A 20,874-nucleotide genomic window follows, 5' to 3' on the forward strand; every position below is an offset into this window, starting at 1 on the left:
CCTTCTCCCGCACCGGGCTTCTACCCCTCCGAAAAGCACCAGCGCTTTCTCCACCCTTCGAACCCGCGGTTGGGCTTTGAGCGCCAGACCCTATACTCTCCGGCATCCCTCATCGAATGCCCGTCGGACATCGAACAGGGCCAACAGCGAAGCAAGCGAGATCGGACATGGAAGGACTTGCACAATGCCACTGCGGTCACTCCGCGCGAAGACCGCGGGCGATCCGCTGATGGTGAGCCTGTGCCACTGCCGCGATTGCCCGCGCAGGACTGGCGCGGTGGCGGGCAGCGACGCGATCTCTGAGAAAACGCAGGTGACGATTGAAGGTGAGCGGATGGTTTTCGTGCGCGACGCGGCGCAGGGGCGCACCGTTCGGTTTCACTTCTGCCCGAATTGCGGGACATCCTTATACTGGGAAGGCGATTTCAACCGAACCTCTGCGTCGTGGCCGTCGGCGCCTTTGCGCACCCGGCCTTTCCCCCGCCCTCGGTTTCCTTCTTCGGACAATTCGCACGAGTGGTTCCAGCTGTCTGACGACATCAAGCATGCACAGCGCGGATTGGTCTCACCCGACCCGGATGATCATGAATCGGATGCCGGTTAGCCCAAGTCTTATTTAGGTTCGCCGTTCGAAACACGTTCGGCGGCCAATAGGATCAATTGCCGAAGATCTTATTGTTCGTTTCCAGGGCAGATCATCTGTGATTTCATAATAGTCGCCGGGTCGGGCTATCCAAGGCCCCGATCGCAACGGCGATCCGGGCCCTTGCCGCGATGTAGCGGAAACCAAACGCCATGATTGCTTCCGCACCGCCTGACATGGCAATCAAATCAACGTCTTATATTCATTCAAGGCAACGACAGAACGGAGGTCGCCGGCGATGACGCGTGTGACATGGTTCAGGATCGCTGCCGCGCTCGCCTGCGCCGTTTTGGAAGTGACATCCAGATCCAGGGTAAGCTTATGTTTGGGATCGAGAACCCGCGCTTGTCTGCTTTTGTCTAGGGACGCGTGCACATCCGTTGACTTCAACCGCTCGCGGCGCGTGGGCGTTGAAACACGGCGCGCCAATTCTTCCTCATCGCAAAGCAATCTGACCGGCACCAGCAACGCCTCGCATTGTCGGGCGGCATCGAAGATCTGCTGAAACGTGCGAGCACTGCGCTCGTCACCGGCAATACCGGCATGCGTGAAAATGAAGTTCGCCGGAGAGGGCCGATAAGCGACAATAGCATCCAACACCGCCTGGCGCACCCGTGCCGTATATTCCCACACCCCCGGTGGAAGAGGCGTTGTTCCATCGTGGTCCAGGAGACGCAGTATCGGATTGTTGAACCAGTGATTGTCGATGATTTTTGCAGGAAAGAGCGAGCTCAATTCAGTCGCAATCGTCAGTTTCCCGACGCCGGGGAAGCCCATCTGCAAAACGAAAACGCCCATGACAGTGTCAGCTTTCCAGTTGTCCGCTGAGGATCCGCAGCATAGGTGATCTTTCATATGTCGCAACGCCCCGATCGGCGGCCACATGCATATGTTCACCGAGGCCCCTCACACCACCAGCGCGCCCTGCCTTTCAGCGACGGTCACCACCGCCCGCGTTCCGGCGTTGAACTCAAGGAAGTCCGCCTCGATTCCGTCGCTGAAGATCACGCCGTGTTCCGGCATTTCGGAGACGATGGTCAAAGACTGGTCCTGGGATACAAGGCCGGAGACGATGGTGGCGCCGGTGGTGCGGCTCGGGAAGGGTTCGCGGACGAAATAGCGCAGGTAATCCGCGTCCCAGGCGAAGGACATGTCGATCGTCCTGTCGGTAGGTTCGAGGCCGAGCGCGCTCGCGGCCCCGAGGCAGCCGGAATAGAGGCTTTTCAGCCAGCCGGTCGAGCCCATGCCTGTCGAGCCCATGCCTGTCGAGACGATGATGCCGCTGGAGGACTGGCGCTCCTCGCGCTCTTCGGCCTGCAGGACATAGCGGGCCGAGACGTGGCTTTGCGGGCCGATGAAGAGGTCGTTGACCGCGTGGATGACGGCGCCGGTGTTCAGCGTCGCCTTGGCCATGCTGACGCGCTTGATCGGCCGCTTGTTCCTCAGCGCCTCGCCGATCACCCTCGGAAGGCTCTTCGGGTTAAAAGGGAGGAGCAGGCCGTCCCAGCGCATCGGATCCGGGTTAACGCCGAGCACCGGCTGGCCGTCGAGATATTTCAGCGTATTGGCGACCAGTCCGTCCTGGCCAAGCACGACGACGACATCGTCGGGGCCGAAGACGAAGTTCGGAAGGTAGCGGCGGTCGAGACGCTGCACGCGGGCGACGGCGCGCAGGCTGGCCTCCACCTCGGCGATCGCCGTTTCATAGCGCTTCTTCTCGGCGAGGTAATCGCTGAAATCGGCGCCGAGATGCTCGACATAGAACTGCGCCTGCTGCACCGTGTTGAACCGGGCGATGAGCTCGTCGAGCCGGGTCGGGCGGACGACGAGGATGATCTTGCGTTCGTCAGTGGCCGGCACGGTCCTTGCCCTCCTGCGGCTGCAATATCTCGCGCAGAAGATCGGGCGAGACGTTGAGCTGGCCGATCTTCGTCGCATTGTCGGCGAGGTCGCGGAAGGCGAGCGCCATCAGCTGGCCGGGCTTCATGCCGACCGAGGCGAGCGCCTGCAGCACTTTCGGATCGGCCTGCTCGAAGGATTTCATCATCGCCGTCAGCGCATAGGCCTGGGCATCGGCCTCAGCCTTGGCGTTGGTCGCGGCAAGCGTCACCAGATCGCGGTTCTGCTCTTCCAGCGCAATCTTGCCGGCCATTTCTTCCCGCCGGATCTGCAGCTGCCGTTCCTGCACGGCGCGTTCGGCTTCCATCTGCGCCTCGCGCACCTGGCGCCTCTTGTTCTCCAGCGTGATCTCGGTGGCGATCTCGTTTTCCTTGATCGTCCGCTCCTGCTCGATGGCGGCATTGCGCCTACTATAGATGGCCTCGTCGGCCTGGCGGAGCAGGGCCTCGCGGGCATGGGCCTCCAGCGCCTTGGCGGTCTCGGCCTTCGGCATGACGGCGAGCAGCGACAGGCCGAGAATTTCAAGGCCGAGCGCTTCGATCGTCGGATGTACTTTGAGGGCATCCGCCACGCCGGCGACGAGCGCCTCACCGGAGGCAAGAACCTCCTTGAGCGAGAGCGTCTGAACCTCGGCGCGCATCGCCACCAGCACGCGGTCGATCACCCGGGTTGAAAGCTTCTGCGGATCCTCCGAGACATAGCGGCCCTTGTGATCGAGCGTGAAATTCAGGAGCGCTGCCGTGCGGCGCGGCTCGGCGATACGGTAGGTGATCTGCCCCTGCACGGTCACTTCCTGGAAGTCCGACGTCACCAGCGGAAAGATGAAGGGGTCGTTGACGCTCGCCGTCGGCACCAGGACCAGCGAGCTCGACGGCGCGAAATGCCAGAAGGCCAGTCCGGCGCCTTCGCGGACGGCTTTGCCGTTTTGATATTGGATGACGTATTGCGTAGGTTCCGTCTTGATAAAGCGCAGTCCGAACATGACCGTTTCCCTGTTGCTGGCGCGAGCCCCTGCTCGTGTCGAACTGGAGAAAACATGACTTAGTGATAAATGTCAACTAACTTAGTTGAATATTTACACTAAGGCTCGCACATGCTATGTTCGCATCATGACATCGCATGACAATGACGCCTTCAAACCGATCGCGACCGTCGATCTCGCGATCTTCTCGCTGTCGCCGGCGGGCCTTTCCGTGCTTCTCGTGCGGCGGGCGAGCGCGCCCTTTACCGGCGACTGGGCCTTGCCCGGCGGCTGGATCCATATCGACGAGGATGTGGATCTGGAGGCTGCGGCGCGGCGCGTGCTGAAGGAAAAGACCGGGGTCGAAACACCCTATCTCGAACAGCTGCAAACCACCGGCAGCCGCACCCGCGACCCGAGGGGCTGGAGCATCAGCATCGTCTATATCGCGCTGCTATCAGCCGATCACGTCGCCGAACGGCAGGGTGGAATGGCCGGGGAGGCTGAATGGCGGCCGATCGAGGGCGAGGGCGTCGGCTTCCCCCTTGCCTTCGACCATGCATCCCTCCTCAAGGAGGCGCTCGGCCGCATCCGCAGAAAGGTCGAATATTCGAGCCTGCCCGGTCATCTGCTGCCCGTCCGTTTCACATTGAGCGAGCTGCAAACGGTCTATGAGACTCTTCTCGGCCGCAAGCTCGACAAATCGGCCTTTCGAAAGCGCATGTCCGAAGCCGATTTCCTGGAGCCGGTCGAGGGCGAAATGCGCCGGGCGAGCAACCGGCCCGCCCAGGTCTTCCGATTGAAGGACACCCGGTCGCTGGCGCTCTTCGACCGGACGATCTGACACGCCCGATCAGGCGTTCAATTGCTGCTGCGTCTGCCGGTCGAAGCCTCCAGACCTGCCACATATTTGTCAGCAGCCGTTGCGGAACAATGACCTGCCAGTGAGGTTGTGGATAGGCCAATAAGGCAAAATTCCCCAAGGAGGATATCCCAATGCATATGAAACTCGTAGCAGCTTCGCTTTTTGCCATCGGCATGGCCACATCGGCCTTCGCCCAATCCAATCCTGCGCCGGCCGGCGCCACGATAGACAAAAATGCGGCCGATCAAGGCGGTGGCGCGAGCGGCGACATGAAAGCCAAGAAGCCGATGGCCACCGATACGACCACAACCGGCTCAACAACCGGCGGCACGATGAAGACGGACAAGGTCAAGTGCCCCGATCCGGTGAACAATTCCGACAATCTCCAGACGCAGGGCGGCAGGAGCAATGCTACTCCGATGGACGAAGCCTGCGCAGCCCATAACAATTGACGGCTTGCCTGCCCAGGAACCCCGCTTCGGCGGGGTTCGGGTCTCAGAGAAGCTACTCTCGCCGTTGCCGAGCTGCGTTGGAGAACGCCGCGCCCATGCCGCCCGGGGAGGGGATGCCGCAACCCGGCGAGGGAGCGAAGATGACGTAAAGGGCCGGTCTGCAGCGCACGCGCCCCATGCCTTCCTCCATGTGAGATCCATAGCGGCGAACTGCACCCGCTTGACTCATCGAAAAGGGATTGATACCGGTATGGGTAATCGATAACCCAAAGCAAGCCAGTGACCGCTTCCCTCAACGACATAGCCGCCCGTGCAGGCGTTTCCGTCAAGACCGTCTCCGGCGCCTTGCATGGCGGCTCCGCGCGCATGTCTGATGAAACCCGGCAGCGGATCAAGGAGATTGCCGAGGAGCTCGGCTATGTCACCAACTTCGCTGCGCGCAGCATGCGACAGGGCTGGATGCCGCTTGTCGGCCTTGTCGCCGACGATCTGATCACGTCCCCCTTCGCGACGGAGATCATCAGGGGGCTCGACGGCGCGGTTCGCGCGGCCGACATGGCCGTCTTCGCCATGACGCTCAGCGGCCACCGGAGCATCGCCTCGATCCTCGACGAGATGCGGCGCTTTCGCCCGCGGGCGATCGCCTATGCCGCCATGTATCACAAGAGCGTCGACCTGCCGGCCGAATTCGCCGATGCGGTCGGCGTCATGATCAATTGCCGGGATGCCAACGACCGCGTGACCTCGCTGGTGCCCGATGAAACGGGCGCGGCGCTCGAGATTACCAACTATCTCATCGATGCCGGCCGCCGCAACATCGCCTTCATCAATCTGCCCGGGCTGCTCGCCGGCGAACTCCGTGAGCTCGGCTTCCGTCAGGCGCTCGATCAGGCCGGCATCGACGGAGCCGGCGCCATCGTGCTGCCTGCCGTCAGCAAGGCGATCTACAGCGACCGGGCTCACAGCCTCGTGGGCGCGCATGTGCATGAACTGATGAACGGCCCCCGGCGCCCCGATGCCATCCTGTGCGGCAACGACCGCGTCGCCATGGACATCTATGCCGCGCTGCGCCGGGCGGGTGCGACCATTCCCGACGACGTCGCGGTGGCGAGTTTCGACAACCAGGTCGAGATCGCCTCGCGTCTCGACCCGCCGCTAACCACCATGGCGCTTCCCCATCGCGCCATGGGCCGCCAGGCCGCGCAAATCCTGCTTGCCGAAGACCGGATCCCGGGCGGGGTGCAGAAACTGCCGTTCCAGCTGGTGGAGCGGGCATCCGTATGAATTGAAATAGGCCCATTCAATTGAGGAGGAATTCTAATGGGTAAACGTTTACTTTGGTCACTGATCCTGTCCTCGGCACTACCAGCCATAGGGGCGCAGGCAGCCGAGAAAACCGCAATCCAGGTCATGCATCAGGGCGACCCCGGCTTCGTCGCAGCCTATGGCAAGGTCGCCGAACGGTTCGAGGCCGCCAACCCCGATGTCGACGTGCAGTTCATCTATGCGCCGCACGATGCCTATAACGAGAAGTTCAGCGCCGCCGTCATGGCCAAGCAGCTGCCCGACGTTATGGAGCTCGATGCGCCGTTCCTCGCCAACTACGTCTGGTCGGGCTATCTTCAGCCGATCAAGCCGCTGATCGACAAGGATCTCCTCGACGACATGACAGAGTCCAACGTCGCCCAGGGCACATATCCGATCGACAAGGACCTCTACGCCATCGGCCTGACCGACTCGTCGGTCGTTCTTTACGGCAACAAGAAATATCTCGAGGCGATCGGCGCCCGCATTCCGAAATCCGTCGAGGATGCCTGGACCCGGGAGGAGTTCGAAACCTATCTCGAGAAGCTTTCCAAAGTCGATGGCGTGAAGTGGCCGATCGACACCTTCCGCGGCTACGGCATCAAGACCGAATGGATCACCTATGCCTACGGCCCGATCCTGCAATCGGCCGGCTGCGATCTGATCGACCGCAAGGCCTGGAAATCCGAAGGCACGCTCGACAGCGACGCCTGCGTCGATGCGCTCGCGATGATGCAGAAATGGGTCAAGAACGGCTGGGTCGTGCCGCAATCGGCCGGAACCAACCAGTTCTTCGCCGAAGGCAATCCGGCCGCGCTGGCGCTCGGCGGACACTGGGTCTATGCGGAGGCCGCCGCGACTATGAAGGACAACATCGTCGTGCTGCCGCTTCCGAAATTCGGCGCTAAGGGCGCGAGCCCCGACGGCACCTGGATCTGGGCGGTCACCAAAACGTCGGCGCATCCCGATATCGCAGGCAAGTTCGTCAGCTTCCTGCTGAAGGACAAGGAGTTCCGCACCTACGTCGCAAGCCAGTCCGGCTATCCCGGCCTGAAGAGCTTCGCCGCCGAATCTCCGCTCTATGCTCCCGGCGGCCCGATGGCGATCGCCTTCGAGCAGGCCTCGAAGACGGCCGTCGCCCGCCCGCCCCATCCAGCCTATCCCACAATCACCTCCGCCTTCATGCAGGCGGTCGACGAAGTGTTCAATGGCGGCGATCCGAAGGAAGCGCTGACAGCGGCCGCCGAGAAGATCGACCAGGATATCGAGGACAATGACGGTTATCCGCCGTTCGGCGACGAGCAATAAGCTCGATCGCCCTGCAATGTCCCCGCCGGACATTGCAGGGCGGGACCGGCGATCGAGACTGGAGAGGAGGAGCCAATGGCCATGCAACAATCGATATCTTCGACATCCGTCCGAAAGGCTCCGGCACGCCGGCATGACAAGGGACGGCTTGTGCAGGAAGCGGCCATGCTTGCGCCGGCCGTCATCCTGTTGACGCTCTTTCTGATCCTGCCGTTTCTCCTGTCCTTCTGGACGGCGATGACCAACCAGCCCCTGGTGCCGCGCCCGACGCCGGTCCGCTTCGTCTGGTTCAACAATTTCATCCGCATCTTCCAGGACGACCTGTTCTGGACGGCGCTTTGGAACGTCTCGCGCTTCACCATCTGGATCATTCCGGCGCAGTGCGGCCTCGCTTTCGCGACGGCGCTGCTGCTTCATCAGAAGCTGCCGTTCCGCAATCTGCTGCGCGGCATGTTCTTCCTGCCGGCGATCACCTCCATGGTCGTGGTCTGCGTCATCTGGGGCACGCTGTTCCAGTATCCCACGGGACCGTTCAACCAGATCCTCGGCTTCCTCTCAGGCGGGGCGATCCAGCCGATCGACTGGCTCGGCGATCCGCAATGGGCGATGTTCTCGCTCGTGCTGCTCTCGGCCTGGCAGGCCTACGGCTTCCAGATGATCGTCTACCTCGCCGGCCTTCAGGGCATTCCTGACGAACTCTACGATGCCGCAAAGATCGATGGCGCCAACGCTTTCCGCCGCTTCTGGCATGTGACCATGCCCGGCCTGCGGCCGACCCATGTCTTCGTGCTTGTCATCACCACCATCCAGGCCTTCAAGCTCTATACCCAGGTCGCCATCCTCACGCAGGGCGGGCCAAAGAGCAGCACCGAAACGGTGGTGCACTACATGGTCCGGGCCGGCTTCGAAGAGCAGAAGATGGGTTATGCCTCCGCCGTCTCGGTCATCCTGTTCGTGATCGTTCTCGTCATCGCGCTGATCCAGCGCCAGCTCCTGAGGCGCTTCGATGTCTGATATCGCTCTCTCGATCCCGCAAGCCCGCGCCGCACGGCCCCGTTCCGCCGCCAGGGTTCTCCGCGCCATCCAAGCCGTCAGTATCTTCATCATCGCATTGGTGATCGTCTCTCCATTGCTGCTGCTGGTCGTTGCCAGCCTCAAGGACGACCGGTTCCAGATTCTCGCCGACATGGGCAGCTTCCGGGCCTTTTGGGTATCGAATCCGACGCTTTCGAATTATGCAGAAGTCGGCCATCTCTCGGGCGAGCTCGCCTTCGGACGCTATCTCATCAACTCGCTGATCATCCTCGTCACCACGGTTTGCTCCGGCCTGATCGTCAATTCGATGGCCGGCTTCGTTCTGGCCTGGGGATCGCTCAGGGGCCGCGCCGTTATCCTGTCTGTCGTGATCGCGCTCTACGTGATCCCACAGGAAAGCATCATCATGCCGCTGGTGATCATGGTTTCGCGAGCGGGTATGTCCGATACCTTCGCGGTGCAGATCGTGCCCTGGGTCGCAAGCCCGCTTTACATCTTCCTGTTCTACCAGTTCTTCGCGCAGCTGCCGAAGGAATTGCTTGAGGCCGCCGAGATCGATGGCGCCTCCTTTTTCCGGGCCTATCGCTCCATCTTCCTGCCGCTCAGCCTGCCTGCCCTCGCGACCGTGTCGATCCTCATGGGCATCGAGACCTGGAACCAGTATCTCTGGCCGATCCTCGTGACGCAGTCCGATTATGCCCGGCCGATCGCGGTGGCCATCGCCACCTTCTTCGGACAGGACAGCATCTACTGGGATCGGGCGATGGCCGCCTCCGTTTTGATGATGATCCCGATCCTGGGGCTGTACCTCGCATTCCAGCGCTGGTTCGTGAGCTCTTTTATCGGCTCTGCCGTGAAAGGTTGAATTGATGACAAGCCAAGCGAGCTCGCCCTCGGATGAAGCCCGGCTGGAGACGATCAGCGCCGTCCTGCCCGCGGGGACCACAATCCACGCCTGGCTCAAGGCGTCGCATGGCGGCGCCCCAGCAAGGCTGACGGCGCATGTCGATGGAGGCTTAGCCGGCGCCGTCGAAACGTCAAATCCTGATGAATTCGCGTTTCGGCCGCTGACGCTTGAAAGAGGCGGAGAAGCCGCCTTCTCCTACAATCCTGCAACGACCCAGGTCTCGGTTCTCTACGCCTTCCTTGAGCCTCGGGTTCTCGAAGAAGGTATCCGGCTGCTGCATGCCCGCCCTGCCAACGCCACCCCCGAAGTACCGGGCAGCTATCATTTCCGCCCGCCTTTCGGCTGGATGAACGATCCCAACGGGTTTGGAAGGTTCGGCGGCAAGCTGCACCTCTTCTACCAGCACTATCCCCACAGCCTTCGATGGAATAACATGCATTGGGGCCATGCGGTCTCGAAGGACTACCTTCGCTGGACGCATCTCCCGATCTTTCTTTTCCCTTCGGATGAACTTGCCGCCCGGGCCGACGGGCGGGGCGGGGCATTTTCCGGCTCCGCGATCGCTCTTCCCGGCGATGAAGCCGGCCTTCGCATTTTCTTCACCGAGCATATGAAGGACCGGGAACCGGAGGAACAGGTTCAGTTCACCGCTACCAGCCGCGATCTTGTCAATGTCGAGCCGGCGAGCCTCATCCTGCCGGCGCGTCCTACCGGGCTCGGGCTGACGACCGATTTCCGCGACCCTTACGTCTTCTCAGGCCCCGACGGCAAATGGAAGATGCTGCTCGGCACGCGAGACCGCGAGGGCGGCGTCATCCTGCTCTACGAGACCGATGATCCAGCCGCAGCGGCGGGATGGACCTTCCTCGGCACGCTTCACCGCGAGAACCGCTTCGGGATGACGGCGGCGGAGTGCCCCTGCATGCTGCCGCTCGACGGTCCCGCCAACGACCCGGCGACGCGCTGGGCCCTGATCTTCGGTCTGCTGACCAGCCGCGACCCGGCAACCGGCCGCCGCAACATGACGCTTGCGACCGTCGGCCGTTTCGATGGCCGCGGCTTCTCCGTGGAATTCGAGCAGGAACTGGATTTCGGCACCGACGCCTACGCGTTCCAGGCCTTTGTCGACGAGGGCGGCCCGGTCGGCATTGCCTGGCTTGCGAACTGGACGGACATCTCAAAAGAGATCGATATGCCGACGGCGATGACCCTGCCGCGCCGGCTCGCATTGCAGAGCGATGCGCTGATCACGCCGCCGGTGTCGGGTGTCGAAAGCCTGCGTCGGCGCCAGTTGGACGCCAAAGCTCTTCTGGATGGCCGGACCGTCGATCTCGCCAACGGCTCCGTCGAAATCCTGCTCACCCTCAGGCAGGCCGGCAATGCTTTCCGCCTCGATCTCGAACATCCCGAGGCGACGGTCGCGGTTCAGCTGAACGACGACGGGCTGAGCATTCCCTTCTCGGTGGCGAATACCAAGGCATCGCCCCGCTATATCGCCGCCGGCGCGCGCCCGTCGACCATCCGGATCTTTCTCGATGCAGGCTCGATCGAGGTCTTCGCCGACGATGGCCGCTGGACGGGCACCAAGCGGCTACCCGGTTTCAAGGGCGTGAGTGCGGTGCGTCTGACCGCACCCGAGGGAAATATCATCGCCGCCGAAATCTGGCAGCTCGGTCTTTGATTTCCGGAGGAGCCGGGGCAAAGCACGGGCTGCAGAAAGCCGGCTTCCGAATGTGCGGCGCGGGCAATAGGGCCCTCAGCGTGCCGCGGGCGAGGTCGTGACCGATCGGCCAATTGCCGCCGGTCCAGGCTGAACCGCTCGGTTTGTCCGATATCGTACGGCAACGAATAGGACTGCTGGAACTTTCTCTCTCATTCCAGGAGAGAAAAATGACTTCCTCGTCTTCAGTACGGCCTACGTCGCATTGCAAAGAAACGTCCGCAATCGAGCGTGAGATCGTCGAACTGACGCCGGCGTTGCGCGCCTTTGCCCGCAGGTTTCTGCGCAGTGACGACGACATTGATGATCTCGTCCAGGAGACCTTGCTGAAGGCGCTGAACTCGCTGCACCTCTATCAGCCCGGCACCTCGCTCAAATCCTGGCTTTTCACCATCCTTCGAAATACGTTTTGCACCAATTACCGCCGGCAAAAACGCGAGCCGGCAGGGATGGATGCGGCGATGGAACAGGTTGCGATCGCGCCAACCCAGGAGTGGACGCTGCGGGAGCACGAGCTGCAGCGGGCCTTGACACGGCTTTCCGACGACAGGCGCCGTGCTCTCACACTGGTGGCTGCCGGAACGACCTACGAGGATGCGGCCAGGATGTGCGGGTGCCGCATCGGCACCTTGAAAAGCCGTGTAAGCCGCGCCCGCGCGTCGCTGCTGGCAATGCTCGGCAACCACCTCGTCGACTGAGCGCCCCACGGTCGATTCATCGGCCGTTCCATCACGGCTTGGCTTCCCGTGAAAACGGTGTGCTTTGATCGCTTCTGCTGCCCGCGTTCCAGGAGAGCGTAGCGCCGAGCACGATCAAAAGCCCGACCAAGACGATGGCTCCGATATAGATTGCGAAAGCACGGCGATCCGATTGCTGGCTCATCTTCCTCTCCTTCGACCCTTGAACCAGCCGAAAGGCGGAATGTTCCTCTCAACGAGATGAGAAAGGATTTACCAGCGGAGCAGGCGGGGCCCGGTGAGCGAACCCAGCGCGGCGGTGAGCAGGATGCCGAGCGAATACCAGATCAGCACGAAGGGCATGCCGTTTTCGGTGCAGAACCAGGAATAGACCCAGGCGCCGGCAGCGCCGGCGGCGATGCCGGCGACAAAACCCGTCAACCTGAGATCAGCGGGTGCCGCCCGGCGCAGTGCCCAGACGACACCGGCATAAACGGGCAGCGCGAAACCGAGGATCAGCACCGGGCAATGGAGCGCTGAGGAGCCGAGGATCAGCACCGGATAGGCATCGACCGGAGCCGTCATGAGCTGGATGGCCGCGACCGCCGCCATGGCGGCGAAGATCACGGCAAGCAGACCGAAAAAGCTTCCCTCGGAACCCTCGGGGCGGGAAAGCCGGGAAACGGCTGCAAAGGCGGCCGCGGCGATCAGGGCATTATAGGCCGACTTGATCCAGAAAACCGGCAGCATCAGCACGTCGGGCATATCGATCCTGAGCCCAAGAATGATCAGCATCAGCAGCAAAGAGAAAGCGAGGGACAGCACGATGCCGAGCGTGAAGCGGCGCCGCAGCGCGTTGCGCGGCACCGGCTTCAGGTCCCCTGCCAGCTGTTCGATAATGTCGTCCGTCTCTGTCACGATGCGCCTCGCAATCTTTCTCCTAGCGCCTTGAGCGCCCGGTGGATGCCGACTTTCACCGCCGATTCAGACTGGCCGGTGCGGTTCGCGGTGTCGGCGACCGACTGGCCCTCGAGCTTCACCTGCCGGATCAGCTCCCGCTGTCTCGGCGGCAGCCCGTCGAGCAACCGCTCGACATCCATGCGGGCCGTCACCGCTTCCTCGCTGAAATCGCTTTCGATCTCTTCGCCCAGTTCGGTCTCAGCCAGTCTGCGCCCGCCGCGGCAGCGATGATGGTCGATCAGCTTGTAGCGGGCGATCGAGAAGAACCAGGCGGTGAAAGGTCTTTCCCGGTCATAGGTGGACCGGCGGGAATGCAGTGCCAGCAATGTCTCCTGGACCAGATCTTCCATATCCGCTTTCGTCGCCGCAGCCATCCTGCGGCTGTAGTAACCGACAAGCAGCACACGCAAAGCCGTCAGCAAACGCCGATAGGAAGCCTCGTCCCCGTCAAGGGAGAGAAGCATCAATGCTTTCAGGGCTTCTTCCGAATGGGCGGTTGTCATGCTGTCACGAGTTCATTCGCTGGAAGCGGCCAATCGGTTACAGGAAAGATCAAAACAATTTCGGCATCACAGCTCTACCACATGCGCGTGAAGCTGTAACGCATCCCGGCACCCCTGCGAATACCGGATGTGAGCCATCGGCAGGCCGCCGGCGGACACGACAAATCCATTCAGGAGAGTTCTATGACCAAGCTTTTTTCCTGTCTCGCCGCCTGCACTGCCGGTATCGCCTCGGCTGACGCCTTGAAGTCCGATACGATGAAGAAGGACAATATGCAGAGCAGCGCCATGTCGAAGGACACCATGAAGACATCGGGGCCCAAGACCGACTGCATGAACAGGGCCGGCATGGAAAAGGATGCGATGAAAAAGGCCGACATGATGAAGGCCTGCGAGGCGATGAAGTAGGCGTTTCGCGTCTCCGCGGCCGCTGAAACGGCGGCAATTATGGCGACGATCGATGGGCGGCCCGATGTCTTCGGTGGACGGCAATCAGCCCGCACCCTGACGGCTATAAGCAGGCGAAATATCTGACCGGCATCGAGGCGGTCGCCGATCTCGCGCAGCTCTACGGCGGCAATGGCGCTTCTGGGAGGATCGCGGCTACGAATGGTATGCCGGGATATAAGTCACCGGCAGGCCTCGATGCGCCTGTTCATGCCGGGTGTGTGGAAGCTATCTCGGTGAGACCGCGTCTCGATCTCCTGAGAGGCCCGATCAGCCGCTCATATTCGTCCTCCGCCTTGCCATAGGCGTCGGAGGCAAAGTCCTCCAGGCCGGCACGATCCCTGATGATCACCAGGCCGCGAACGGAGCGGATGAAGCGGTAGCCTTCGAGCAGATGCAGGGCGGTGGTGACGCTCGGTCGCCGCACCGCCAGCATCAAGGCAATGAATTCGTGTGTCAGCGCGAGCTCATTGCCGTCGATTCTATCGTGGCACATCAATATCCAGCGGGCCAACCGCTCATCGATCTCATGGACGGCGTTGGAGAGCGCAGTGAAGCCGGCCTGCGTCGCTAGAACATGAACAGCCTTGTGGAGGAGGCTGGCGAAAACCGGCTGCGTTTTCATTAGATCCAGCAGTGCGGTTTGCCGCAGACGATAGGCGAAACCCGGCACCTGGACGGTGACCTCAGGGACGCTGACGCCTGCACCTATCGCCGCCGCGACCGGTGCAAAGCCGTCGCGGCCGAATAATCCCGCTTCGACGCGATTGCCCTCAGGCGAAATATTGATGACCGAGCCTATGCCCGAGCATGGAAAATAGGCATGCTCGATCACCGCATCTGCCGGGACGATAATGTGACCGCGGGGGATGGCACAGGGTTCGAGATGAGCAGCGACTGCCGTATACTCGTCCTCCGGCAAGAGACCCAGCAGGCGATTCTCTGTCGGCCGCATCATGGTTTCTGCCATTATTTGCCCTCCGGCACGCACGGAATGCTACAGACAGGACAATCGAATCCCGATGACAAGCTGCGTCCGCCCAAGCCCAACTCACCGGCCCTTTGTTAGTTCCCGTCATCGCCGCACCGCTGCCGACTGATCCGCGCGGATATTTCTTTGCGGGCAGAGGCCGCCGAGCACGTCTGTACGCTATTGCACAGTGTATTGCTTAACGATTCTAGATGGTTAGGTTCGCCCGCGACAACGATCGCATCATCATCGTTGCGTGGATGGAGATGGAAGACGAACAATTGAATTTTCGGAATGAACTTTTGCGCGCCATGGGGCCGCAAGAGCGCGAGCTTCTGCTGCCTCATCTTGAGCCCGTTACCCTGGACATCCCCTTGATCCTGGAAATGGAGGATACCCCGGTCGGTGATGTCTACCTCCTGGAGTCGGGCCTTACCTCGATCGTGGCGAGATTTCCGGGCGGACGGGATATTGAAGTGGGAACGTCGGCCGTGAGGGCATGACCGGCGCCTCGGTCGTGCTCGGCGGCGACCAATCAGCGAACCGCACATTCATGCAGGTCTCTGGGCACGGCTTCAAATTGCCGGCGCGTATCCTCTCTGCTGCGATGGAAGAAAGCCGCGCCCTGCGCGGCCTGCTTCTTGCCTATGTCCAGGCGCTGCTCGCGCAAACGACATCGACCGTCCTTGCCAATGGTCACGCCAAGCTCGAGGAGCGGCTTGCCCGCTGGTTGCTGATGGTTCATGACCGGACCGACGGCACCACCATCTGGCTGACCCACGAATTCCTGGCCGTGATGCTTGGCGTTCGCCGCGCCGGCGTCACGGTCGCACTGCACCTGCTCGAAGGCAAAGGCCTGATCCGCTCCACCCGGCGGCAGATCGTCATTCTCAATCGGCGCGGACTGATCGAAGAGGCGCACGGCTCTTACGGCGCAGCCGAGGATGAATATCGGCGTTTGATCGGCAGGCACCTTGCGCGTTGATGTCGATGCGCAGCCGCCGCCTCGCACTCCGCGTCACGATCCGGCCATTCCGCCTTCTGGCCTGCCGGCGCCCGATATGACCGCTGCGGTCACGTCAGGCGTGTTCTGCGTAAGTGCCAGACGACCGACCGACAGCAACCTGTCATGGTCCGTCACGCCATGACGATAGAGTCCGATCAGCAATACCGCTATCTTTTGCATCGCTGCCCCGCGCAGCGGTTCACCGGTTTCGGAGCAGATCACATTCAAGATGGCCCGCAATCGACTGAGATCGGCCGAATCCAATGCTTTCAGATGAATAGACTGACAGTCGAGCATAGCACCGTTCCTGATGCCAGGGCGTCCCATTAGCACCCTCTAATAATGGGACTCGACGAAGCTCGATTCAACTCTCCCCGACGAATTGTCCGCAAACGAACACCCTCAATGATAATAGGACAGGTCCGGCCCGAATAATGCTGCGATCATCGCCTCGATATCGGCAGGTCGGCCGCTGAGAGTAAAGCCGCCGGGCGGCGCTTTGGACCGCTCATCGTGCGCGAAGACAAAGGGTATGCCTCGGTTCTCCAACCATTCGTTCAGCCAGAGCATAGCCTGATCGGAGATCCTGACGTCGATGATCGCGGCCTCGAACAGAAGCCCCTCACTCAAGCATTCCATCGCGCTGGCGACGACGACCGGCCCGGCAATCGAAGCCTGACAGGTTATCAAGGCCTGTCTTGCGTCGTCCGAGAGGAAGCCCGGCTCACCGATGATTAGTATCTTTTTGCCGGCGACCGGACTGAGCGATTTCATGGCGGATGCCCACAATAGCCTTGGTTTGGACGGTGCTCACGCTGTTCCATGGCGACTCAAACCCAGACGATCCGCTTCCTCGTGCGTAACACATTCAAGCCCGCCGTGCGACGTTCATTCGTCGTTCCTGCCGAACCTGATCCGACCTCGTTGGTTCCACGGCTTTGAGGCAGGAAGCCTACGGACCGCTCGCATCCGTACGCTTCCGTACCCGTAGTTGAAAACGAAAATCCGAAGATTAGGATCGGCTCAAGTATGGGGAGGAATGCAGATGAGCAAGCATTCAGGAATTACGAAGCCCGCGCTGCAGCCCGATGACATAGCCATGCTGCATGCCGTGCTCAGAGGGTGGTGTCGGGAAAAATCCTGCGAAATCGGCGGTCCGGCGGCACAGCATGTTGCGCGGGAACTCGTCTCCTGGTTCGAATGCGGCATCCGCAATCCGCATAAGCTCGCGGGCCTGATGCGCCACATGCACCTGGATGTGAAAGACTTGCCGACCTCAACAGATGCATCGGGCACGGTCTCGCGCCCAGCCGCGAAAGCCGGCCAGTGCGCATGCCATGATGGCTAGAGAGCCGGCGCAGGGATTCGGTCTGTTCCTCCGTCTGAGCTTTCCAAATCGGCGGATTGCCCTGAGCCAGATCGTCGGCGAGCTTCAGCACCCCTGCGACGGCGCCTCCAAGCGGCGTCCGAGCCTGCCATCACCCGGGTCTGACCGGACGCCAGATCGGCAACCCGATCAATCGCCCGCTCGGGATCGCCGTGACTTCCGCCGACGATCTCCCCGGTTGAATCCTCCCATTCGCGCGGTTCGACCTGATGGCTCTCAGCCCTGCGGAGAGCAGCACGTCGAAGGCGACGACAGGCAAAGCCTTCACAGCAGATTGTGAATATGGCGCTGATCCGGTGCGGCCATGACCGTCTCCTTCGGGGAGGGAGCCCGTGCTCATACCGGCAGCCTTCATGATCGCGGTAATGAACAGCTTATGCGTCAAAACAGCCGGCATGTTCATATTCGTGGGCGGTTCTGTGCGGTTTTGACAAAACCGGCGAATGGGCAGGGGAACGTGATCACACGTGTGAATTCAAGGTGTTAAGAGTAAAGCTGCAAATGACGTGTTGAGCGGGCGCTCAGACATCTCTCGGCAATCGAATGACAAAGCCCGTGCCCGGCCGTCGATCTTCGATCTGCAGCTCGGCCTTCAGCTGTTGCACCAGCGCGCGCACCACCTTCATTCCCAGGCTTTTTCCGCCGTTTTCGTCGGAGGAAAACTCCGGAGGCAGGCCCTTGCCGCCGTCTGATATTTCGAGGCGGATGTCACCGCCGTCGTTGCGCGCGATGACGCAGACGGCGCCGCCGACATCGGGATAGGCGTGCTTGAAAGCGTTGGTCACCAGCTCATTGACCAGGAGGGCGATCTGGATTGCACGATCCGCATCGACCATGCATGGATCCGCATCGACGGAGACGGTGTGAAGGGAGGTCGACTGTTCAAGGCGTTGGCACAGGCTCGACAGAAAATCCGCGAGATCCACCGTTTCGATATGCGGTTGCCGCCATAATTGATCATGCACCTGGGCGATCGTGCCGACGCGCGCCTCAGCGTCGCGAAGAGCCTGCTCGACCTCCGGCTCTCTCGCCGATCGCGCCTGCATCGCAAGCATTCCCGCCACTAGCGCCAGGCTGTTTTTGATGCGGTGGCTCATCTCCCGCATCATGATCTGCTGATGCTCCTGGGCAAAATGCCGATCGCTGTCATCCCGGAGCACCTTGAGAAAGCCGGCGCGATGATGCTGGGCGCGCAGCGGCATCGTCAGTCCGCTGCCCCAGAACGTCGTACCGTCCTTGCGCAAGTGAAAGCGTTCGTTTTCTGCACGGCCGTGCTCCAACGCACATTTGATCTCGCGTTCCGGGGCGCCTTCTTCGCGATCCTCCGGCAGAAAGAGAATGCGCGCGTCACACCCGAGAATCTCCTGTTCCTCATAACCGAAGATCCGGCAGGCTCCCGTGTTCCAGCTGATGATCAGCCCGTCCCGGTCGAAGGCGAAAATCGCATAGTCGATCGCGCTTTTGAGGATGAGCTGCAGGCGCTCCTCGCTGGCGCGCAGCGCTTCGTCTTGCTGCAGCCTTCGTGTCCGGTCGCGCACGACCTTCATCAGGCCGTACACCTGGCCGGCATCGTTGCGAAGCGGCATCATCAGCCCGGACGCCCAGAACAGGCTGCCGTCTTTCCTGACGTGCCATCGAACGTCGTCGGCGCGGCCGGTGGCAAGAGCAAGCCTCGTCTCCTTGAGCAGCGCGCCGGCGAGTTGATCCTCGACGGTAAAGATGACGGCGCTGTTCTGCCCGATGATTTCACGTGCTGAATAGCCGAAGAGATGTTCTGCGCCGACACTCCATGTCACCACCGTGCCGTCGAGATCCATGGCAAATATCGCATAGTCCAGCGCACTCTCGACGATGTGGCGATAGATTTCAGTGTCGTCGCCCGGAAAGGCATATTGATTCATGCCAGCGCACTCCCGGAATTTCGCTTTGCCGACATTACCACCTGATACGGCGATTTCTCTGCGACGTGCGTTTGCGTACAAAAGTCGGGAGGGTGGCTTGATGGTCGATGCGGAGGGCTGGGTCAAGAGCCTTGCAAGAGTGATCCAGGGGTCCATAATTCCAGCTACCGTCAGCATACTTTACGGCGCTGGCGGCTGGGGAGAGGATGTGCTCTTGCGAAACAAGGGGCAGGGCCGTGCGACGCCTTGAAACCCGAAATCTCATCCTATCGCATCTGACGGGTACGGAGCTTCTGGCTCTGGAGACTATTCTTGAGCCACTCATGCTTCCGCGCGATCTGGATCTCGTCGATGCCGGAATGGCCGTGAGCCACTATTATTTTTCGGAAAATGGCATCGCGTCCATGGTGGCGGCGAGTCCGCGGGGCAGGAGGGCTGAGATCGGCTTGGTCGGCAGGGACGGGGTGTCGCCGCCGGCCCTGATAATGCAGGGGAAGCCATCTCCCTTCCAGGTCACTATGAGGATTGCCGGCCATGGACGCCGTGTTACGGTTGCCGCCCTGGAAGGATACCTGCGTGAGCACCCCGCAATCCTGCCGCTGCTTTCCCACTTTCTCCATACCTTCTTCGCGCAGGTCGCCCACACCGCGCTTTCCAATGTCGTTCATAAGATCGATATCTGGTTGGCGAAGTGGATCTTGATGTGTCACGACCGGCTGGACGGCGAGGAGATCGCGATCACGCATGAGGATCTGGCGACGATGCTTGGCGTGAGACGGTCCAGCGTCACCGACGCCTTACACATTCTGGAAGGTGAACATCTCGTCTATGCCAGTCGCGGCCTTGTCATTATCCGCAACCGTCCTGCCCTCGAAGCTTTCGCGGCCGATGCCTATGAGCTTCCGGGCGTCTGCGCGCCCGACATCGTCCGTCCGGCCCGTACACCGGCTGCAGCAGAATAAACCCTGTCGCACCGCTCCAGCCGAATTTGCGTGCCTTATAGGGCCTCATTCCAAAACCGCCGACATTCTCCGGGCGCCCCCAAAACTCGTGCTTTACGTTTATGCGGCGCATTGACGCACAACCCGGCGGATGATATCGATGCATTTAATTGGTCAGGCCAGTTGACCAGCCGCGGCTTGAGGAGAAGCCGCCAGGGAGGCATGATGTTTTCGCCCGTTGAATCCCGCCGCCTCTATCGACAGGCGGCGGACCAGATTCGTGTGATGATCGCGAGCGGCGAGCTTGCCGTCGGCCAGCGGCTGCCGGCCGAGCGCGATCTGGCGGAGCAATTGTCCGTATCACGCCCGACGGTACGCGAGGCGCTGATCGTCCTGGAGGTCGAAGGCCTCGTCAACATTCGCATGGGATCCGGCATCTATGTGGTGCGCCAGCATGCCGCCAAGGCTGCAGCAAGCGACCGCGAGCCGGTTGAGGGACCTTTCGAGTTGCTGCAGGCGCGCGCCATTATCGAATGTGCCATTGCCGAGGAAGCGGCGGGCTGCGCCAAGCCGGACGGCATCGCCGGGCTCGACGAGGCGCTGATGCGCATGAGCGGCGGCGTCAATGATGCGAGCGCGGTGCTTGCCGCCGACCGGGCCTTCCACACCGGCATTGCCGCCATCGTCGGCAATGCGACGCTGATCCGCGTGACCGGCGAAATGTTCGACATGCGCATGACCCCCTATTTCGCCAGGCTCGCCAGCCATTTCGAGGGGCCGAATACATGGCGCAGTGCTCTCGATGAACATCGGACCATTCGCGATGCGATCGCCGCCGGCGATGCAGCGGGCGCAAAGGCCGCCATGCGCACCCATCTCACCATGTCGCAGAAGAGATTTTCCGAGAGCTTCGGGGAGGAGTTCTCGGGAGAAGAGAAGCGCGGCCACAACAAGGGGCGCGCGAAAGGAACGGCCAAGACTTAACCG

General features: G+C 61.5%; 23 protein-coding genes and 2 pseudogenes. 15 read left to right on the plus strand and 10 right to left on the minus strand.

Annotated elements, in window-relative coordinates:
- Positions 1 to 184 precede the first annotated feature (184 nt).
- On the plus strand, positions 185 to 604 hold the full coding sequence (locus A7X77_RS17795) for a GFA family protein (protein WP_245293766.1): 420 nt from the start codon (positions 185 to 187) through the stop codon (positions 602 to 604).
- 222 nt (positions 605 to 826) lie between these two features.
- Here A7X77_RS17795 and A7X77_RS17800 read toward each other — a convergent pair whose 3' ends face one another.
- The 3 genes from A7X77_RS17800 to A7X77_RS17810 form a co-directional block, all read right to left on the minus strand.
- On the minus strand, positions 827 to 1,441 hold the full coding sequence (locus A7X77_RS17800; protein ID WP_064684167.1) for a hypothetical protein: 615 nt from the start codon (positions 1,439 to 1,441) through the stop codon (positions 827 to 829).
- A gap of 108 nt (positions 1,442 to 1,549) precedes the next feature.
- Positions 1,550 to 2,503 carry a hypothetical protein gene (locus A7X77_RS17805; RefSeq protein ID WP_064684168.1) on the minus strand — a complete coding sequence of 318 codons (954 nt, stop codon included), beginning with the start codon at positions 2,501 to 2,503 and terminating at the stop codon, positions 1,550 to 1,552.
- Positions 2,490 to 3,524: an SPFH domain-containing protein gene (locus A7X77_RS17810; protein WP_064684169.1), complete on the minus strand. Its 1,035-nt coding sequence runs from the start codon at positions 3,522 to 3,524 to the stop codon at positions 2,490 to 2,492. The genes A7X77_RS17805 and A7X77_RS17810 overlap by 14 nt, the downstream gene beginning before the upstream one ends.
- A 127-nt stretch (positions 3,525 to 3,651) precedes the next feature.
- Between A7X77_RS17810 and A7X77_RS17815 the strand changes: the two genes are divergently transcribed.
- From A7X77_RS17815 to A7X77_RS17850, 8 genes are all read left to right on the plus strand, one after another.
- Positions 3,652 to 4,347: an NUDIX hydrolase gene (locus tag A7X77_RS17815; protein ID WP_064684240.1), complete on the plus strand. Its 696-nt coding sequence runs from the start codon at positions 3,652 to 3,654 to the stop codon at positions 4,345 to 4,347.
- Between the two features lie 152 nt (positions 4,348 to 4,499).
- Positions 4,500 to 4,820, plus strand: coding sequence for a hypothetical protein (locus A7X77_RS17820; RefSeq protein WP_064684170.1), 321 nt, complete (start codon positions 4,500 to 4,502; stop codon positions 4,818 to 4,820).
- 279 nt (positions 4,821 to 5,099) lie between these two features.
- Positions 5,100 to 6,104, plus strand: a complete 1,005-nt coding sequence (locus A7X77_RS17825; protein WP_064684171.1) for a LacI family DNA-binding transcriptional regulator — start codon at positions 5,100 to 5,102, stop codon at positions 6,102 to 6,104.
- A 36-nt stretch (positions 6,105 to 6,140) separates the two neighbouring features.
- The gene (locus A7X77_RS17830; RefSeq protein WP_156668125.1) at positions 6,141 to 7,433 is read left to right on the plus strand and encodes an ABC transporter substrate-binding protein; all 1,293 of its coding nucleotides are present in this window, start codon (positions 6,141 to 6,143) and stop codon (positions 7,431 to 7,433) included.
- A gap of 75 nt (positions 7,434 to 7,508) precedes the next feature.
- Complete coding sequence (locus tag A7X77_RS17835) at positions 7,509 to 8,447, plus strand: carbohydrate ABC transporter permease (RefSeq protein WP_064684172.1); 939 nt, start codon at positions 7,509 to 7,511, stop codon at positions 8,445 to 8,447.
- On the plus strand, positions 8,440 to 9,333 hold the full coding sequence (locus tag A7X77_RS17840; RefSeq protein ID WP_064684173.1) for a carbohydrate ABC transporter permease: 894 nt from the start codon (positions 8,440 to 8,442) through the stop codon (positions 9,331 to 9,333). Before A7X77_RS17835 ends, A7X77_RS17840 begins: the two co-directional genes overlap by 8 nt.
- 4 nt (positions 9,334 to 9,337) lie before the next feature.
- On the plus strand, positions 9,338 to 11,056 hold the full coding sequence (locus A7X77_RS17845) for a GH32 C-terminal domain-containing protein (RefSeq protein ID WP_064684242.1): 1,719 nt from the start codon (positions 9,338 to 9,340) through the stop codon (positions 11,054 to 11,056).
- A gap of 209 nt (positions 11,057 to 11,265) precedes the next feature.
- A complete protein-coding gene (locus A7X77_RS17850) occupies positions 11,266 to 11,793 on the plus strand; it encodes a sigma-70 family RNA polymerase sigma factor (protein ID WP_064684174.1) in 528 nt (175 codons plus the stop codon).
- A gap of 31 nt (positions 11,794 to 11,824) precedes the next feature.
- Here A7X77_RS17850 and A7X77_RS33540 read toward each other — a convergent pair whose 3' ends face one another.
- The 3 genes from A7X77_RS33540 to A7X77_RS17860 form a co-directional block, all read right to left on the minus strand.
- Complete coding sequence (locus A7X77_RS33540; RefSeq protein ID WP_170964818.1) at positions 11,825 to 11,977, minus strand: hypothetical protein; 153 nt, start codon at positions 11,975 to 11,977, stop codon at positions 11,825 to 11,827.
- 68 nt (positions 11,978 to 12,045) lie between these two features.
- Positions 12,046 to 12,690: an NrsF family protein gene (locus A7X77_RS17855; RefSeq protein WP_064684175.1), complete on the minus strand. Its 645-nt coding sequence runs from the start codon at positions 12,688 to 12,690 to the stop codon at positions 12,046 to 12,048.
- Positions 12,687 to 13,235, minus strand: coding sequence for a sigma-70 family RNA polymerase sigma factor (locus tag A7X77_RS17860; protein ID WP_064684176.1), 549 nt, complete (start codon positions 13,233 to 13,235; stop codon positions 12,687 to 12,689). Before A7X77_RS17860 ends, A7X77_RS17855 begins: the two co-directional genes overlap by 4 nt.
- Before the next feature lie 183 nt (positions 13,236 to 13,418).
- Here A7X77_RS17860 and A7X77_RS17865 point away from each other — a divergent pair, with 183 nt between their 5' ends.
- Together A7X77_RS17865 and A7X77_RS33120 are read left to right on the plus strand one after the other, a co-directional pair.
- Positions 13,419 to 13,643, plus strand: a complete 225-nt coding sequence (locus A7X77_RS17865) for a pentapeptide MXKDX repeat protein (RefSeq protein WP_064684177.1) — start codon at positions 13,419 to 13,421, stop codon at positions 13,641 to 13,643.
- Between the two features lie 101 nt (positions 13,644 to 13,744).
- Positions 13,745 to 13,863: pseudogene (locus tag A7X77_RS33120) on the plus strand (molybdopterin-binding protein); the annotation flags it as partial.
- A 27-nt stretch (positions 13,864 to 13,890) separates the two neighbouring features.
- Here A7X77_RS33120 and A7X77_RS17870 read toward each other — a convergent pair.
- The gene (locus tag A7X77_RS17870) at positions 13,891 to 14,652 is read right to left on the minus strand and encodes a Crp/Fnr family transcriptional regulator (RefSeq protein ID WP_064684178.1); all 762 of its coding nucleotides are present in this window, start codon (positions 14,650 to 14,652) and stop codon (positions 13,891 to 13,893) included.
- 266 nt (positions 14,653 to 14,918) lie between these two features.
- On the opposite strand from A7X77_RS17870, the pseudogene A7X77_RS17875 reads away from it, so the two are divergent.
- A pseudogene (locus A7X77_RS17875) lies at positions 14,919 to 15,637 on the plus strand (Crp/Fnr family transcriptional regulator).
- A gap of 33 nt (positions 15,638 to 15,670) precedes the next feature.
- On the opposite strand, the gene A7X77_RS17880 reads toward A7X77_RS17875, so the two are convergent.
- Both A7X77_RS17880 and A7X77_RS17885 read right to left on the minus strand, forming a co-directional pair.
- Complete coding sequence (locus A7X77_RS17880) at positions 15,671 to 15,955, minus strand: hypothetical protein (protein WP_064684179.1); 285 nt, start codon at positions 15,953 to 15,955, stop codon at positions 15,671 to 15,673.
- Between the two features lie 105 nt (positions 15,956 to 16,060).
- Complete coding sequence (locus tag A7X77_RS17885; RefSeq protein WP_064684180.1) at positions 16,061 to 16,432, minus strand: hypothetical protein; 372 nt, start codon at positions 16,430 to 16,432, stop codon at positions 16,061 to 16,063.
- Between the two features lie 271 nt (positions 16,433 to 16,703).
- Here A7X77_RS17885 and A7X77_RS17890 point away from each other — a divergent pair, with 271 nt between their 5' ends.
- Positions 16,704 to 17,006, plus strand: coding sequence for a hypothetical protein (locus A7X77_RS17890; protein WP_064684181.1), 303 nt, complete (start codon positions 16,704 to 16,706; stop codon positions 17,004 to 17,006).
- Positions 17,007 to 17,566: 560 nt separating this feature from the next.
- On the opposite strand, the gene A7X77_RS17900 is transcribed toward A7X77_RS17890, so the two are convergent.
- On the minus strand, positions 17,567 to 18,946 hold the full coding sequence (locus A7X77_RS17900) for a sensor histidine kinase (RefSeq protein ID WP_064684183.1): 1,380 nt from the start codon (positions 18,944 to 18,946) through the stop codon (positions 17,567 to 17,569).
- A gap of 323 nt (positions 18,947 to 19,269) precedes the next feature.
- Here A7X77_RS17900 and A7X77_RS17905 point away from each other — a divergent pair, with 323 nt between their 5' ends.
- Complete coding sequence (locus tag A7X77_RS17905) at positions 19,270 to 19,908, plus strand: Crp/Fnr family transcriptional regulator (RefSeq protein ID WP_245293767.1); 639 nt, start codon at positions 19,270 to 19,272, stop codon at positions 19,906 to 19,908.
- Positions 19,909 to 20,112: 204 nt separating this feature from the next.
- A complete protein-coding gene (locus tag A7X77_RS17910; protein WP_064684243.1) occupies positions 20,113 to 20,871 on the plus strand; it encodes a FadR/GntR family transcriptional regulator in 759 nt (252 codons plus the stop codon).
- Positions 20,872 to 20,874: the final 3 nt, after the last annotated feature.

The organism is Rhizobium bangladeshense (genome assembly GCF_001662075.1).
GTDB classification, from domain to species: domain Bacteria; phylum Pseudomonadota; class Alphaproteobacteria; order Rhizobiales; family Rhizobiaceae; genus Rhizobium; species Rhizobium bangladeshense_B.

Bases quoted from the DNA above. Each gene is read 5' to 3' on its own strand.
- A7X77_RS17800 (WP_064684167.1), bottom strand. From the start codon at position 1,441: ATGGGCGTTTTCGTTTTGCAGATGGGCTTCCCCGGCGTCGGGAAACTG.
- A7X77_RS17815 (WP_064684240.1), top strand. From the start codon at position 3,652: ATGACATCGCATGACAATGACGCCTTCAAACCGATCGCGACCGTCGAT.
- A7X77_RS17860 (WP_064684176.1), bottom strand. From the start codon at position 13,235: ATGACAACCGCCCATTCGGAAGAAGCCCTGAAAGCATTGATGCTTCTC.
- A7X77_RS17865 (WP_064684177.1), top strand. From the start codon at position 13,419: ATGACCAAGCTTTTTTCCTGTCTCGCCGCCTGCACTGCCGGTATCGCC.
- A7X77_RS17810 (WP_064684169.1), bottom strand. From the start codon at position 3,524: ATGTTCGGACTGCGCTTTATCAAGACGGAACCTACGCAATACGTCATC.
- A7X77_RS17835 (WP_064684172.1), top strand. From the start codon at position 7,509: ATGGCCATGCAACAATCGATATCTTCGACATCCGTCCGAAAGGCTCCG.
- A7X77_RS17830 (WP_156668125.1), top strand. From the start codon at position 6,141: ATGGGTAAACGTTTACTTTGGTCACTGATCCTGTCCTCGGCACTACCA.
- A7X77_RS33540 (WP_170964818.1), bottom strand. From the start codon at position 11,977: ATGAGCCAGCAATCGGATCGCCGTGCTTTCGCAATCTATATCGGAGCC.
- A7X77_RS17845 (WP_064684242.1), top strand. From the start codon at position 9,338: ATGACAAGCCAAGCGAGCTCGCCCTCGGATGAAGCCCGGCTGGAGACG.
- A7X77_RS17890 (WP_064684181.1), top strand. From the start codon at position 16,704: ATGAGCAAGCATTCAGGAATTACGAAGCCCGCGCTGCAGCCCGATGAC.
- A7X77_RS17900 (WP_064684183.1), bottom strand. From the start codon at position 18,946: ATGAATCAATATGCCTTTCCGGGCGACGACACTGAAATCTATCGCCAC.
- A7X77_RS17820 (WP_064684170.1), top strand. From the start codon at position 4,500: ATGCATATGAAACTCGTAGCAGCTTCGCTTTTTGCCATCGGCATGGCC.
- A7X77_RS17905 (WP_245293767.1), top strand. From the start codon at position 19,270: ATGCTTCCGCGCGATCTGGATCTCGTCGATGCCGGAATGGCCGTGAGC.
- A7X77_RS17870 (WP_064684178.1), bottom strand. From the start codon at position 14,652: ATGGCAGAAACCATGATGCGGCCGACAGAGAATCGCCTGCTGGGTCTC.
- A7X77_RS17880 (WP_064684179.1), bottom strand. From the start codon at position 15,955: ATGCTCGACTGTCAGTCTATTCATCTGAAAGCATTGGATTCGGCCGAT.
- A7X77_RS17885 (WP_064684180.1), bottom strand. From the start codon at position 16,432: ATGAAATCGCTCAGTCCGGTCGCCGGCAAAAAGATACTAATCATCGGT.
- A7X77_RS17840 (WP_064684173.1), top strand. From the start codon at position 8,440: ATGTCTGATATCGCTCTCTCGATCCCGCAAGCCCGCGCCGCACGGCCC.
- A7X77_RS17795 (WP_245293766.1), top strand. From the start codon at position 185: ATGCCACTGCGGTCACTCCGCGCGAAGACCGCGGGCGATCCGCTGATG.
- A7X77_RS17910 (WP_064684243.1), top strand. From the start codon at position 20,113: ATGTTTTCGCCCGTTGAATCCCGCCGCCTCTATCGACAGGCGGCGGAC.
- A7X77_RS17850 (WP_064684174.1), top strand. From the start codon at position 11,266: ATGACTTCCTCGTCTTCAGTACGGCCTACGTCGCATTGCAAAGAAACG.